This window comes from Maribacter confluentis, assembly GCF_030505015.1.
Lineage (GTDB): Bacteria > Bacteroidota > Bacteroidia > Flavobacteriales > Flavobacteriaceae > Maribacter > Maribacter sedimenticola.
The window spans coordinates 3,102,241-3,117,529 of record NZ_JAUKUC010000001.1; the positions used below are offsets into that span (position 1 = coordinate 3,102,241).

At 38.2% G+C, this 15,289-nt stretch carries 14 protein-coding genes; 10 read left to right on the forward strand and 4 right to left on the reverse strand.

Annotation, left to right across the window (positions count from 1 at the left end; all coding sequences use genetic code 11):
• Positions 1 to 127: 127 nt before the first annotated feature.
• The 7 genes from Q2T41_RS13485 (at position 128) to Q2T41_RS13515 (ending at position 9,189) form a co-directional block, all read left to right on the forward strand.
• Entirely contained in the window at positions 128 to 1,312 is a 1,185-nt protein-coding gene (locus Q2T41_RS13485; RefSeq protein ID WP_304436487.1) for a delta-aminolevulinic acid dehydratase, read from the forward strand.
• Positions 1,313 to 2,014, forward strand: a complete 702-nt coding sequence (locus tag Q2T41_RS13490) for a WecB/TagA/CpsF family glycosyltransferase (RefSeq protein WP_304436488.1) — start codon at positions 1,313 to 1,315, stop codon at positions 2,012 to 2,014.
• A 67-nt stretch (positions 2,015 to 2,081) separates the two neighbouring features.
• The gene (locus Q2T41_RS13495; RefSeq protein WP_304436489.1) at positions 2,082 to 3,059 is read left to right on the forward strand and encodes a GNAT family N-acetyltransferase; all 978 of its coding nucleotides are present in this window, start codon (positions 2,082 to 2,084) and stop codon (positions 3,057 to 3,059) included.
• 14 nt (positions 3,060 to 3,073) lie between these two features.
• On the forward strand, positions 3,074 to 3,925 hold the full coding sequence (locus Q2T41_RS13500) for a polysaccharide deacetylase family protein (RefSeq protein ID WP_304436490.1): 852 nt from the start codon (positions 3,074 to 3,076) through the stop codon (positions 3,923 to 3,925).
• A 6-nt stretch (positions 3,926 to 3,931) separates the two neighbouring features.
• On the forward strand, positions 3,932 to 5,029 hold the full coding sequence (gene wecB, locus Q2T41_RS13505; RefSeq protein ID WP_304436491.1) for a non-hydrolyzing UDP-N-acetylglucosamine 2-epimerase: 1,098 nt from the start codon (positions 3,932 to 3,934) through the stop codon (positions 5,027 to 5,029).
• A gap of 134 nt (positions 5,030 to 5,163) precedes the next feature.
• Positions 5,164 to 7,536, forward strand: coding sequence for a GumC family protein (locus Q2T41_RS13510; RefSeq protein WP_304436492.1), 2,373 nt, complete (start codon positions 5,164 to 5,166; stop codon positions 7,534 to 7,536).
• Positions 7,537 to 7,584: 48 nt separating this feature from the next.
• Positions 7,585 to 9,189, forward strand: coding sequence for a glucosamine inositolphosphorylceramide transferase family protein (locus Q2T41_RS13515; RefSeq protein WP_304436493.1), 1,605 nt, complete (start codon positions 7,585 to 7,587; stop codon positions 9,187 to 9,189).
• A 42-nt stretch (positions 9,190 to 9,231) separates the two neighbouring features.
• Here the strand turns inward: Q2T41_RS13515 and Q2T41_RS13520 are convergent, their stop codons facing one another.
• From Q2T41_RS13520 to Q2T41_RS13535, 4 genes are all read right to left on the reverse strand, one after another.
• Entirely contained in the window at positions 9,232 to 10,200 is a 969-nt protein-coding gene (locus Q2T41_RS13520) for a polysaccharide lyase family protein (RefSeq protein WP_304436494.1), read from the reverse strand.
• Between the two features lie 91 nt (positions 10,201 to 10,291).
• A complete protein-coding gene (locus tag Q2T41_RS13525) occupies positions 10,292 to 10,948 on the reverse strand; it encodes a polysaccharide lyase family protein (protein ID WP_304436495.1) in 657 nt (218 codons plus the stop codon).
• Between the two features lie 203 nt (positions 10,949 to 11,151).
• Complete coding sequence (locus Q2T41_RS13530; protein WP_304436496.1) at positions 11,152 to 11,313, reverse strand: hypothetical protein; 162 nt, start codon at positions 11,311 to 11,313, stop codon at positions 11,152 to 11,154.
• Between the two features lie 322 nt (positions 11,314 to 11,635).
• Complete coding sequence (locus Q2T41_RS13535) at positions 11,636 to 11,812, reverse strand: hypothetical protein (RefSeq protein WP_179213130.1); 177 nt, start codon at positions 11,810 to 11,812, stop codon at positions 11,636 to 11,638.
• 261 nt (positions 11,813 to 12,073) lie between these two features.
• Between Q2T41_RS13535 and Q2T41_RS13540 the strand changes: the two genes are divergently transcribed.
• The 3 genes from Q2T41_RS13540 to Q2T41_RS13550 are packed head-to-tail and all read left to right on the forward strand — an operon-like array spanning position 12,074 to position 15,281.
• Entirely contained in the window at positions 12,074 to 12,808 is a 735-nt protein-coding gene (locus Q2T41_RS13540) for a hypothetical protein (RefSeq protein WP_304436497.1), read from the forward strand.
• Positions 12,808 to 14,661 carry a sensor histidine kinase gene (locus tag Q2T41_RS13545; RefSeq protein WP_304436498.1) on the forward strand — a complete coding sequence of 618 codons (1,854 nt, stop codon included), beginning with the start codon at positions 12,808 to 12,810 and terminating at the stop codon, positions 14,659 to 14,661. Before Q2T41_RS13540 ends, Q2T41_RS13545 begins: the two co-directional genes overlap by 1 nt.
• On the forward strand, positions 14,658 to 15,281 hold the full coding sequence (locus Q2T41_RS13550; RefSeq protein ID WP_144804783.1) for a response regulator: 624 nt from the start codon (positions 14,658 to 14,660) through the stop codon (positions 15,279 to 15,281). The genes Q2T41_RS13545 and Q2T41_RS13550 overlap by 4 nt, the downstream gene beginning before the upstream one ends.
• The last annotated feature ends 8 nt before the right edge of the window (positions 15,282 to 15,289 follow it).

Sequence of the window (15,289 nt, forward strand, 5' to 3'; positions counted from 1 at the left end):
TCTTCGAATCTTAATGTAGTTAATCGGCTTTCTTTAGGTGATTAATGATGTCACCATAATTTAGCGTTAAGACTTCAGCTAAGAGAATATTGTAGGATATGTTCTTGGCATCGTTACAAAGAGGTATATGTCAAAGATTATACATTCATTTTTAAATTTAAAAGCGTATTGCGAGGCTGAGCAATACAAAGGCTGGGATCCTTATGATGGACTTAATTCCAAAATATTTAATGCGTTGCCATTAAAAAAATGGAACGTAGCCAGATTGGTATGGATTCAAGGTTTTAAAAGGTCTCCCATTAATTTTAGAAAATTATTGTTCGTACCCAAACAGTACAACTCAAAAGGTTTGGCCTTGTTCCTTTCCGGATATTGTAATTTGTACCATATAGCGGAGAAAGGCGATACTACTTTTGGTGATAAGGCAGCTATCAAGCAATCTATTATTACGCTTGCCGATTTGTTGGTGAAGCGCAGTGACAAGAAGTATAGTGGTGCATGTTGGGGCTATAATTTTGATTGGCAGGCCAGGCTGATTTTTTTATTTCCAAAAGAAACGCCCACTATTGTTGCAACTTCGTTTTGTGTAGATGCCCTATTAAAGGCTTATGAAGTAACGAATGATGACCGTTATTTAAACTGTGCCAAATCTGCGGCCAATTTTGTGACCAATGATTTGAACAGGACGACCATAGAAAAAGGATTTTTATTTTCTTATTCCCCCCTAAAGGGAAATGATACCGTAATAAACGCCAGTTTGTTGGGTGCCAAGATTCTAAGTCAGGTGTATGCCTACACAAAAGAAGATCACCTGAAAGAACTTGCAAAAACTACCATTGAAGCTTGTTGTGAGCTTCAAAAGGAGGATGGTTCATGGGTTTATGGTCTTATGCCGGTTCAAAGTTGGATAGATAGTTTTCATACCGGTTATAATCTAGATGCTATACAGACGTATCAGGATATTACAGGAGACGAATCTTTTTCCAAGCATCTAGAATTGGGTCTGGACTATTATCTGCATACTTTTTTTATGCCAGGTGGTACTCCTAAATATTACCATAATGTTATATACCCTATAGATATTCACTGTCCTGGACAATTGTTTGTCACTTTGGCCAAAACTAAAACCTTTTCCAAAAATGAGGAATTGGCCCAAAAAGTCATGCAGTGGACTATTGAGCACATGCAAGATGATAAAGGGTATTTCTATTACCAGTTAAAGAAAGGAATCAGTTCCAAAATTTCCTATATGCGTTGGAGCAATGCTTTTATGTTCAATGCAATGTCCAACTATTTAAAAGAAGTTAGCTAAATGAAATCGGAAAAAGTAAGCGGTGTACAAATATATATACCAGAGTCAAGAACCAAATTAATGGAGTTTGCATTTGCGAACAAGAAAATACTTGTGGCCGTAAATGGAGAAAAAATTCAACATGCAAGTGAGCAGACCAGAGAAATAATCAATAGAAATGTTGGGTATTCTGATGGTATTGGTGCAGTTTGGGCCTTGCATAAAAAAGGACACCATGAGGCCATTAAGATTCCTGGGTGTGAACTTTGGTTGGATATTATCAATGCATACCAAACGGAGAAATCGTTTTACCTCATTGGTGGCAAGGAAGAAGTCATTCAAAAAGCGGTTTCGCAATTGCGGGAAGAATTTCCTGCCATCAATATTGTTGGTTTCAGAAATGGATATTTAACGGCCAAGGATGACGAAGAGAATTTGATCAATGATATAGGCGCCAAAAAACCAGATGTTGTTTTCGTGGCCATGGGGTCTCCAAAACAAGAACTTTTAATGGAAAAATTGTATCTACGGCATGCCGCGGTGTACCAAGGACTGGGAGGTAGTTTTGACCTTTATATAGGGAACACGCATAGAGCCCCTAAATGGTGGTTGGACAATAACCTTGAGGGAATATATAGAACATTGATGGAGCCAAGGAAAAGAATCATGAGAGATATAAAATTATTGCCCTATTTCTACAATCTGGTACTGAACAAGCTTTAGAGAGCCAATTGTACATGTAGCCATAATACCCCTGATCTTAAAATAACTTAACTATAAATTAAACAAAATGTTATCTACCCTAGTGTGTGCCAATGATGATGAATGGAATGATTTTCTTGAAAAGGAAAATAACCATCAGATGGTTACCATTGCCCATAATCCGTGTTTGGGAAAAATATTGTCCAATACTTTTGGATATTCCTCTACCAACTATTTCATAAAGGATAGGGAACAAACCATTGGTGTAATGCCTATAGTCAATGTTGGTAAAAAGATGGTATCCATGCCTCATTTTTCATATGGAGGCCCATTAGTACAAACTTCATATGCAAACAATGTAAATATATCCTCTCTAATAAACGCCCCTAGTTTTGAAATACGAAGTTTTGAAAAACTTTCTGAGCATTATATCGATAAAAAAATCAGCTGTATTCTAAAATTGCAGGATACGGAAGATGAAATGTTCATGACCATTAAAGCGAAATTGAGACAGAAAATCAGGAAGACCCTTAAAATAAATTTTGATGTAAAATCTGGGGGAATAGAGCTATTGAATGATTTTTACACCATATTTTCCCAACGCATGCTCAAATTTGGTTCACCTCCTTTGGGTAAGCAATTTTTTAGGAATTTACTACAGCAATACACGTATGGCGATGTGCAAATTACCGTTATCTATGACGGGGTTAAAGCAATCTCGGCGGGTTTTTCCCTTTCTTATTTAGGCTTTAACGAATTGTGTTGGTCAGGAACTGATGAGACATATAATAAGCAAAATGTAAATGCACTCATGTTTTGGGAAATGATCAAAACCTCCATTGCAAAGGAGCACCGCTATTTCTCTTTTGGAAGGTCTACAATAGATAGTTCCCAACATGAATTTAAAAAGCTTTGGAACCCTATGGAGCTCCCTATCTATTACAATCTATCGGAGGAGCCAAAGACATCATTGAGAGATTTTGAGTTCTTGACTAAAATCTGGAAATACCAACCACTACGAACTTCACAGATATTAGGGCATTATGTCTCTAAATATGTGTACTAAAATCTGTAGAAGTAATGAAAATTCTAACTTTTGACATAGAGGAGTGGTTCCATATTTTGAATAACCCATCTACCAAATCAGAAAAGGAGTGGGTAAATTATGAGTCTCGCATCCACAAGAATATGGAAACCATTTTTGAAATTTTGGACGTAAGCAAGGCTTCCGCTTCATTTTTCGTTGTAGGGTGGATAGCGGAAAAATATCCAGAGGTGGTAAGGATGATTTCTGATAGGGGGTATGAAATTGGTAGTCACACCCATATGCATCAACTGGTATATGAACAAGACCGCCCAACCTTTTATAATGATGTGGAACGATCGATCAAAACTATAGAGGATTGTATTGGGAAAAAGGTAGAGCTGTTCCGTGCGCCAGGGTTTTCCATATCACATAATAATAAATGGGCTTTTGAGGTATTACATGAATTAGGTATTACCACAGATTCATCCGTTTTCCCTATAGGGCATGCGCATGGCGGACTTAAGTGTTTTCCTAGTGCCAAACCATCCCTTATAGAGTACAATGGTGTAACCTTAAAGGAATTTCCAATAAATATCCAATCTATTGTAGGTAAGTCCATGGTTTTTTCTGGTGGCGGGTACTTTAGGTTGTTACCATACAATTTTATTAAAAAAGCGACGCTCAAGTCAGATTATATAATGAGTTATTTTCATCCAAGGGACTTTGATTATAAGCAACCCTTGATCCAGGATTTATCTTCAATAAGACGGTTTAAGTCTTATGTAGGTTTAAAATCATGTAAGCCTAAACTTGAAAAATGGCTAAACGATTTTCAGTTTATGGATATTTCCACAGCCAATGATAAAATAGATTGGAACCAAAAAAAAGTTGCTGTTTTAGATTAAAAAAATATGAGAAAAATTACACTTATTGCAGGTGCACGACCAAATTTTATGAAAATTGCACCAATTATCCATGCCATTCAAAACGCTCAGGACAATGGTAATGATATTTCCTATAGGCTTGTACATACCGGCCAGCATTACGACAAAAAAATGTCCGGTGATTTTTTTGAACAGCTTAATATTCCCGATCCAGATGTTAACCTAGGGGCTGGTGGTGGTTCCCAATCTGAACAGACGGCTAGTATCATGATCGGTTTTGAAAAAGAGTTGATCGCTAACCCGGCTGATCTTGTAATTGTTGTAGGCGATGTTACATCTACGATGGCCTGTGCCATTGTGGCGCAAAAGCTTCATATTAAGGTAGCTCATGTTGAGGGGGGTATTCGATCTAATGATTGGACAATGCCAGAGGAAATCAATAGGTTGGTTACAGATGCCATTACCAATTATTTCTTTACCACTTCTGAAATTGCAAATGAAAATTTACGTAATAGCGGGGTAAAGGAGGAGCAAATATTTTATGTAGGCAATACTATGATAGATACATTGCTAAAGCAACGGTCAAGGTTTGCCAAGCCAGATATTTGGGATCAATTAGGTCTAAAGGAAAAGGAATATATGGTCATGACTTTGCACAGACCTGCAAACGTGGATCAAGAGGCACAGATAAAATCGTTGATGGATGAAATAATTGTACATAGCAAAGATGTACCATTGGTTTTTCCCGTTCATCCGCGTACGGCCAAAATATTGAACAACCTGAAAATTTCACATCCAAGATTGCATATGGTGGAACCTTTGGGCTATCTGGAATTTAATTACCTGGTAGAAAGAAGTAAGGCCGTAATCACGGATTCTGGTGGTATAACGGAAGAAACTACGGTAATGGGTATTCCATGTATGACACTTCGTGATAATACCGAAAGACCGGAAACCATTACAGAAGGTACCAATGAACTTTTAGGAACCGATCCAAAGGCCATTCAACCTGCTATGGAGAAACTTTTTAAAGGGGAATGGAAAACGGGTGGTATCCCAAAATTATGGGACGGTAAAACAGCAGGTCGTATCGTCGATATAATATTGGATTTCAAAGAATTATAATTTCTTGAACCTTAGTGATTTGTAATATTGTACCGCTTTTTAGGTTAAAACTCGATAAAAAAATACTAAACCATACCAAAAATTAGTTTGGTTGTGTACGGGTTAGGTATTGTTGAATAATATTGACTTTAATTATGAACGAAAAAACATACGTCTTAGATTTTGAAGAGGACAAGGAATCATATGACATAAAAGAGGCAATTGCCAAATATGTACGTTTTTGGCCTTGGTTCTTGGGGATGGTACTATTGTTTTGTGCCATTGCCTTTGCGTATATGAAATATGCTCCTGTAATCTATAAGACAGAGGCAAAAATCAAGATTTTGGAAGACGCCATGAAAACAAGTGTTGTCAAGGATGTCATTTCCATTGCTAGTGCAAACCCCAATAATAGGTTATTGGATATACAAAATCAGATTAAGGTAATTCAGTCGTACCGTCTGTTGCATAATGTGGTAGATGAGCTTCATTTGGATATTGAATACCAGCAGTTGAACAATCTACTCTACAAGCAAATATGGGAGCCGCCATTTACGGTCAGAAAGAACATCTCAGAGGACAAGATCAACGAACCTTTAAAATTTGAGGTAAAGTTGACCGAAACCGGCTTTGATATTGTGGATGAAGAAGGTACGCAATACAATGTTCCTTATAACGAAGCCAATACCTCTGTTTATTATCTGCCCTTTAAAATTGAATTGGCAGAAAGTATCACTAATGTAAAGAATTACAGAAATGATTCGTTCAAGGTAATAATAGACTCAAAGAGAAAAACGACCCTAAAATTGGCCAAAAAACTGACCATTACTACAGAAGCCAATAGTGAGGTCCTTAATCTTTCTTTGCTGGGCGAGAGTAAACAACGTTCAGAACAGGTTTTAAACTCTATAATCAACAATTTTAACCAAGACGGAATTTTGGATAGGCAATTGGTATCCAGAAGGACGTTGGAAGTAATTGAAAAACGATTTGTTTACCTGTCCCAAGAACTTGATTCTATTGAAGCGGGTAAGCAAAATTTAAAGCAAGAGCAGAATATATCGTTCATTCAATCAGACGCCGGAGCAAATCTACAGCGTAAGACAGAAGCGGAAAGTGAGGCGCTTAAACTAGAAACTCAGGTTTCATTGTCCAATTTATTGAAGAAAACGGTAGCCAATGAGGCGGAATATAATCTACTTCCTGCAGATATTGGACTTGCCAATAGCGGATTGAACGCTATGGTGTCCAATTATAACAATATGGCCAGGGAACGTCAAAAGTTAATTACATCGGTTGGTTCTAACCACCCTACCTTGGTTAAATTGTCCAAGCAGTTAGAGTTGAGCAAACTTAATATATTAAGCAGTGTAAACAATTATGAGGCCCAATTGGCGCTGTCATTGCGTAAAACAAATCAGGAAAAAAACTCTGCCGGGTATCGATTTTCACGATTACCGGAAACGGAAAGAATGCTAAGGTCTATTGAAAGACAGCAGAGCATCAAAGAGAACTTATACCTATTGTTATTGCAAAAACGTGAAGAGGCCACAATTGATTATGCGTCTACCGCACCTACCATTAAGGTTATTGAATACGGTCTAACGAACTTGGATCCATTATGGCCTAAACCTACCGTGGTATTCCCGGTAAGTATATTATTGGGGCTTTTATTGCCGTTCCTGGTCTTCTATATCCGTTTTTCTACGGATAACAATATTCACGACCGTTCAGAGATTGAGCAGTTAAATCCAGAAATTCCCGTAGTTGCGGAAATTCCATTTTTTGAAAAGGATAAAAAGTTCATCGATGTCAATGATCGGTCCGTTCTTGCGGAGTCGTTCAGGATACTTGGTGCCAATGTTACCCATTTGTTATCGCCGGAAGAAACAGATGAAACCGGTAAGGTTATTTTTGTGACTTCCGCGGTTAAGGGAGAAGGTAAAACCTTATTGGCACTTAATCTGTCCCTTGCCTATGCCAGTATTGGTAAACGCGTTTTATTGGTGGGTGGGGATTTAAGAAACCCAACCTTGCATACCTATTTGGGTCTGGATAAGAATAGCCAAGGCCTTGCCGATTATCTGGCGGGTAAAATAAAGGACTTTGAGCCCCATACGTTTGAGGGCTTTAAGGCAAATCCCGATCATAAAATATTTTTGAGCGGGGCTGTACCTTCTAACGTTCCGGTACTGTTGTCCGGTAAGAACTTTGAACAGTTCTTGGAAGAGGCCAAAAAAGAATATGATTATGTCATTATGGATACGGCCCCTACCATGTTGGTGACGGACACCCTATTGATTGCAAAACATGCCGATATTACCTTGTTTGCCGTACGTGCCGGGGTAACGGATAAAAATGTAATGAAGTTTTCAAAGGAGCTCAACAAGAGCAAAAAAGTCAAAAATATGGTCTACGTAATGAATGCCGTAGGACAAGTGCATGCCGGTAAATTAAATTATGGGTATGGATATGGATATGAGATGGAACAGTCGGAGAAATCCAAAAAATGGTTTAAAAAAGCGTAAACCTAAATTTGTGGTACTTTACAGGCTAATCATCTTATAATCGATGCAATGAAAATAGCAATTCTTGTCAATAGCTTAAATCAGCTTAGCAATTGGCAGTATAGGGTCATTGAAGGAATTTGCAACGACCCGGATATGGAGCCGGAAATACTATTGGCCAATGGCCCATTCTTCAATTGGAGATTGGGCCATACCGGTAACGTCAATGCTCATGCTCAGAAGATTGGTGGAGTGTCCGGTTTATTGCTAAGAACGCAGTACGCTATTGAAAATAAATTGTTGTTCAACCCTCCCCAAGCAAATTATACATCAAATTCTTTTCCGTTTTTGAACGATTTAAAAGTTGGTGTACTTGGAACGGATGAACCCGGACCCATGGACCTTTTATTGAATTTGGATAGCGTTCCTGTTTCAGATGCATTGCTAAAAACTTCAACATACGGGCTCTGGGAACTATTGTTCAAGGAAAGTTCGTTGGTAGATGATGGCCCCGTTGGTTTTTGGGAAGTGGTAAAGAAAAAACCGGTCGTTACGGCAACATTGGTCAATTTTAAAGCGAACCTTCAAGCATATGCCATTGTAGATCAAGCACATTTTAATAGGCATTGGTCAATGACAGAAACGGCTACCATTGTTTCTGAAGGTAGCGTGTCCTTACTGTTTAAATGCCTAGATAGGTTAAAGAACAATACCCTTCAACTTACGGAGTTTTCCATGCCGGTGAAGACCAACACAAGTTACCCCACGTTATTTTCTACCTTAAAGTATATGGGGAAATTTTATGGCGGTTTTGTGAACAAGCTGTATGAAAAATCAATGGCAAAACTTGTAAGCAGGCGGTATGAGTGTTGGACGGTCTTTACAGGTAACGAGGGTTTTTTTCAGGATATTACGTCCTCTGCAATGGCGTTGCCCATGCCCGATAATGAATTTTGGGCAGACCCCTTTCTTTTTCACCATAAGGGAACCGATTATCTATTTTTTGAAAATTATTCCTATAGCACCAAAAAAGGAAAAGTTAGCTGTGGTGTTTTAAAAGATAATCAATTGACCCAGATTGTGGATATACTGGATACGGGATACCATTTGTCCTTTCCCTTTATATTCGAGCAAGATGGAGAGATTTTCTTAATGCCCGAGGGTAGCGAGAACAAAACTTTGGAAATATATAAGGCCGTGGATTTTCCGTTACAATGGGAACCCTATACGACAGCTTTTGAAGGGGAAGCAGTGGGCGATGCTTTTTTCCATACCGATCAGGATCAACAGCAGTGGTTATTTTTAAACAAACAGGCTGCGCCAACATCTCCCATGAATAGTGAACTGTTTATCTATAAAGTTGATGGCGTTAAGCTCAATACCTTAATTCCCCATCAACAAAATCCGGTTCTCATAGATGCTAGTGTAGCAAGAAATGGAGGGGCGATCTTTATGCATGAAGGGGAATACTATAGGCCTTCACAACGAAATACGGATGGAGTGTATGGTAGGGCGTTGAATATCAACAAAATTGAAAAATTAACGCTGGAGGAATATAGGGAAACTACGGTACAGGTTATTGAGCCTGATTTTGAGCATAATTTAATGGGGCTGCACCATCTGCATGAATGCAACGGTAAATTTGTTTTTGATGCTGCCTACCGTTACAAATAGGGATATTCATCAATAAGATTTTGAAAGGTAATCCGTAGGCGATTACTCAGGTACACCGTCCCAGATCTCTACATCATCTACCCATTGGTACATGGGGTAATTGCTTCCATACACTTGGGTCAACATAATAAAATCCAAATTGTCATTGTTATAGGTGGTAACTCCATGATGTTCGCCAATAAGTTGGCCGTTCACTTTCATTGACGCATAACCATCATCCCCATTGCTCCATTTTATATGGTATTCTACTTTGAACCATTCGCCTAAGATCAGGGGTATTTGCGTGTTTCTTAATTGCCATATGGGGTTTTGCGGACTTACATCACCTTGTAACATCCAATAGGGGTTGCCGCGTATATCGGTAGCCATGAATGCGATCATCCTAAAGCCATTGGAGTAACTGGCATAATTGGCTGTCTTATATTCCCAAATGGCGCGCCATTTATCGATCCCTTGTACGGAACTTGCATCGGTCTTCATCCAATAGGCAATATATAATTCATCTGGGTTTTCCTGAATATCGTTTATTTGATAGGGCGCCTGGGTTACTTGTACATCATAATTCACCCGTTGGAACAAAGTGGTCGTCTCATTACCGTTTGGTCCGGTAATCACTTCTAGAGCATTGTCTATGGCGGCACCATTGTCATCATTGATGTTGTGTATTCCACTGGGCTCGCTGGCGTTGGCAGATCCTAAAATTGTTGGTGGCCAATAATAGCCGGTCTCGGTGTCCTTACCTACAATATATTGATAATCATACCTGGTCTCGGTCAAACTTACGCCTTCAAATCCGGATTTAAAGAGCAGATTTGCTTCACGTCCAGGAGCGGTAGGTGGTGGCGTGCCGTTTTGGTCCACGTCAATTTCTACTTCGGTCTCTGTTTCGGCTTCTGTTTCGGTCTCTGGAAAGGATGTTGAACCAATATTGTCCTTTCCACATGCACATAATAGTAATAGGATCAAGGGGGTCATAAGTGGTAGGTAGGTTAATTTTTGTAATGATTTCATTGGGGTATCACTTAATTGCTTCTATATCATATACGTAACATTGTCATAAAAAGTTTGTACCGGTGATTACAACCATTTTAGTTCTCTTTGTTTAGGGTTGCCCGTCCCAGATTTCAATATCGTCTACCCATTGGTACATGGGGTAATTATTTCCATAGACCTGCGTAACCATAATAAAATCTAAATTATCGGATTTTGAGGTCGTTGGGCCATGATGTTCACCAATTAACTGTCCGTTGATTTTCATAGAGGCATAACCGTCATTGCCATCGCTCCATTTTAAATAATATTCTGCCTTGAACCATTCTCCGGTAATTAATGGAATATCATAATTTTCTATACGCCATACCGGTTGGCGTGGTCCTATATCTCCTTGAAATTGCCAATAGGGTGTGCCTTTAATATCGGTGGCCATAAAGGCGATCATTCTAAAACCATCTTTATAAGAAGCATAGTTTTTTGTTTTGTATTCCCAAATGGCACGCCAAATATCTTTCCCTTTTAAGGAAATATCATCTGTTTTCATCCAATAGCAGATATAAAGCTCTTTGGGGTTCTCTTTTATATTGTTGATTTGATATGGGGTCTGTGTAACTTGTACATCATAGTTTACCCGTTGAAAAAGTGTGGTGGTTTCGTTGCCGTGCGGTCCTTTTACTTTTTCCAGATAATTGTCTATTGCGGGACCGCCACCATCATTGACCGTATGTATACCACTGGGTTCCTTATCTTTTTCAGAAGAGCCCAAAATTGTAGGTGGCCAGGAAAAACCGGTCTCGGTATCGGTACCCGTTATATATTGGTAGTCGTATTTATTTTCTGAAAGTTGAACACCTTCAAAACCGGAACTGAAAAGTAGTTTGGCGGTTGGTAGACCGTTTACACGTGTAGGTGACGTTGTATCCGGTACGGAGTGTTGCTCTTCTACCTTATGGGTAGAGGTAAGCCGGGCTATTTTTTTTTTACGGTGCCTTCCAATGGGTCGTTGACCACATGCACGTTAAAGGAGGCGTTTTCTACTGACCCGTGTATAAGGTCATTGCTAGTGGCATTGCGCACAACGTATTCAGAAACAAGATCGTAGTCTTTACCACAAGAGGCTAAACATAACATGGATAGTAAAATGACTAGGGGGACGAAAAAGGTTTTGGAAAAAATAGACTTCATGTAACGGTAATAAAATTATTTCGTTGCTTTTTTAACGCATTCCGAAAATATTTAAACTATATCCATTAACGATGAAAAGTTCAATTTATTCGATGAAATGCATAATAAAAGTTATTAACGTTAATTGTTAATAAAAAATATACCCTCTCGATGAACGTATTTATTTAATTTATTTCATCCATTTTACACTAAATAAACCAAGCCCTTCATTTTCGCTGCAGTTCAATTTCCCCCGAATACGAATTGCAATGTCCATGAAGGGCTTGGTCTAAAATTTACTTAATAGATGGGTAAGATTTTTAGTGGTCATTGAATTATGGCGTTGGTGCAAACGTATTATTACCAATAGTTCGGCCTCGGTCAGCTCATAGGCGGTCTTAATGGATTTTATCTTTCGCTCTCCCAGTGCTGCCAAAAACTGTAATTCTTTCTGTTTTGTGTTCATGTTCTCAATTTAATGAACCGCCCTTTTGTGGGAAGGGCGGATTGCATTTAACTAACAGCCAACTAACTCAACGTAATTTATATAGGATCAAAACTATGTAGTGGCAACGTATTGAACAATACCCAGTTATGGGTATATTTAAAGTGTAATGGAGCAAGTAAAGATGATTTCAACATTAATGGATAATATACCTTGTATTAGGTATAGTATCACCATCTAAAAATCTTCATTTTTGAATGAGTAACCATAAAAACCAAACTAATGAAAACGATTACAAAAGTTACCCTGCTCAGTTCCCTTGCCCTATTCTTTTTAACGCCTTTATTCCTAACGGCACAAACGGACACTATGGGTGACGGAATCATGGTAGTACGAAAGATAGCCGGAAACCCAATGGAAGCCTACAGCTCTACCTTGGATCTAAACGATAACCGTAAGCAGCTGATTATGGCAGGACAGAACTATCAGACCAATTATGGTATTTATGCTTCCATAGAAATTGGGGATTCCTCCTTAGGGGAAAATTATAAGACCTTTAAAAGTGTGGAGTTTGAAATTGTGAACTACAAGCCTACCTATTTTATTGGTATAGATTCTATTGTTGTGGCACCTAATAATATGAAAGATGGATTGACTTTTTTGATCTACACCAAAGCTATGTCAGATAATGTGTCGTATTCCCTAAATAACGAACAGCTAAAAAATCTGCATTTTGAAAATGGAGGGTACATCCATTCCAAGCGAATTTTAAATCCTATGTTCCCTAGGTTTGATGCTGCTGGTAAACCTATTTTGATGAACGATGGTAGGCTAGATGCCTTACCTGACAATGGAAAAGCTTTTGATTTTGAATTTTTCTATAAAGATGGGAGGCATGTGGTACGAAAGGAAGATTATGATAAAGAAGTGATTTCTGACCAAAAGTATAAAGGAGAACAAGTTTTTAATATGCCTGGAAAAAGGTGTTGGGCAAGTTTCAATAAGATTATTTTTTAATGAATAAAACGGTTCTCTATCTGCTTCTTATTGCATTTTCTAATCTTTGGTCAAACAATCCAAAATTAGATCAGTTATTTAATGCTACCAAAAATCAGGACTTCCCTGCCGCGTATAATTTAGCCTTAAATATAGAAGATGAAAGTATGGAAAACCATCTTATCACTTTAATTGATTTAATGTCATCTAAGAGGACCAATTCTAAATCTTTATATGCCTTTGAAAAGACGAATAACGAATCACTTAATTTCATCAAATATTTAATTGAAGGTTACAGTAATAGTTATGCATTAAAACAGGATAATTTACAAGCATTTAAAAGTTTTTCAAATGCTATAAAACTTGCTGATAAAATTGGAGACAAAGTTTTTGTTAAAGCTGCGCTTATTGGTATTTTAGACTTGTTTGCTTCTGAAATATTTATAGGGAGCAAGCAATACTTACCGTATTTAGAACGGTTCATAGCTATTAAATCAGATGTTACGGATGAAATTTTAAGTATTCGCTATGGATTAATTTTTTTGAGTAAAGGAGACGATAATCTTAATGATATTGATATTCAATATTACTCATATAATGATAAGTTAGATTCCATTTTTGGGACATTACCTAATTCGAATAATCTTTTCCCTTTGTTTTATTTAGAAAAAGGGATTTATTACAAGATTGAAGAAAATTTTGAAAAGGCTGAAGATTTTTTGTTAAAGGCAGATAGTACCTCAGTAACTTTAAAATACAATGATGCTTTCAGGAATAAGATTGCGTGGCAATTAGCACATGTAAATTTGCTGAATGATCATTTAGTTGAAGCGAAAAGATTTTTGGAAATCTCTAAAAGGGATTCAATTAAATTAAAAGATGATTTCTATAACGACCGTCTAGCCTCGGCCATCTTCCAAAAAGAAGGCAACTATGATTCTGCGTATCACTACTTACGAAAATCGGTAGATATTGAGTATGAGCTGGGCTATAAGAACAATACCTTGGAGTCCTCCATTTTAACCGTACAAAACCAGACCGATAAATTAAAACTGGATAAGTTGGAATTGGAGACTTCCAATGCCAAAATTAGAAATTGGACCATATTTCTGGGCATGTTGCTGGTCTTAGGTACTGTCATTGGTGTATTGGTAAATAAGAATGCCATACGAAAACAACTGTTGGCAGAGCAAGAAAAAACACTTGGGCAGCAAAAAGTATCCAATATTCTAAAGGAACAAGAGCTTGCCACCATAGATGCCATGATTGAAGGTCAAGAAAAAGAGCGGCAACGGGTAGCCAATGAGCTTCATGACGATCTGGGTGGCTTAATGGCGGCGGTAAAATTGCAGTTTAATTCACTTGAAGCGTCGGACAAACAAGGTAATAAGGAGACATTTGCCAAAACAGAAACATTAATTGATGAGGCCTACGGTAAAATTAGAGCTATTGCCCACGCCAAAAATTCGGGATTAATAGCCAAACAAGGGTTATTGCCGGCCGTAAAGCAAATGGCGGAAAAAGTTTCCGTGGCCAGTGGTATCGGTATCTTGGTGCATGATCATGGGTTGGACACCCGCCTGGAAAACAGTATGGAGCTCACACTGTTCCGTATCGTTCAAGAATTGATGACCAATGTAATCAAACATGCGGAAGCTACTGAAATGAATATCCATATTACCAACCATGGCGATACCTTGAATATTTTAGCAGAGGATAACGGTAAAGGAATGCCGTTGGATAAAACGGCTAACTATGGTAATGGTATGGGATTAAAAAGTATAGATAAGCGTATACATTATTTGCATGGTTCCATGAACATAGAATCGGAAATAGGAAAAGGAACCGTAATCATTTTAGACATACCCATATGATCAGATTGGCTATTGCAGAAGACCACCAAGCCCTTATTGACGGTTTGGAACTCTTACTTAAATATGAAGAGGACATTAGTATTGTAGGTGCCGTAAACGATGGTGAGGCATTACTGGATTTGGTGCGCTTAAAACAGCCCAATGTGGTCATAACCGATATTCGTATGCCCAAAATGGATGGTATACAGGCTACGGCCATCATTAAAAAGGAATTTCCCCATATCAAAATTTTGGCGTTTACCATGTTTGATCAGGATGATGCGGTTGCACAAATGATAGATGCCGGTGCCAACGGTTATATTTTAAAGAATACGGCGTTAAAAGAAGTGTTAAAAGCTATTTTAACCGTGGCCGGCGGACAACACTATTATGACCCTAATATTAATGTTACGGACCCAAAAAGTACATCGGCAAAATCGGGCAAAGGGGTATTGACGGTAAGGCAGAAAGAAATCCTAAAACTTATAGGCCAAGGTAAAACATCACGTGAAATCAGTGAAGAGTTGTTTATAGGCACGCACACCGTAGATACACATAGGAAGAATATGGCCCGTATTTTAGGCTTAAAGGGCAAAGGGGAACTGTTGCGGTATGCCGTGGAAAAGAAGTATAAATTCTAATTTCAGTA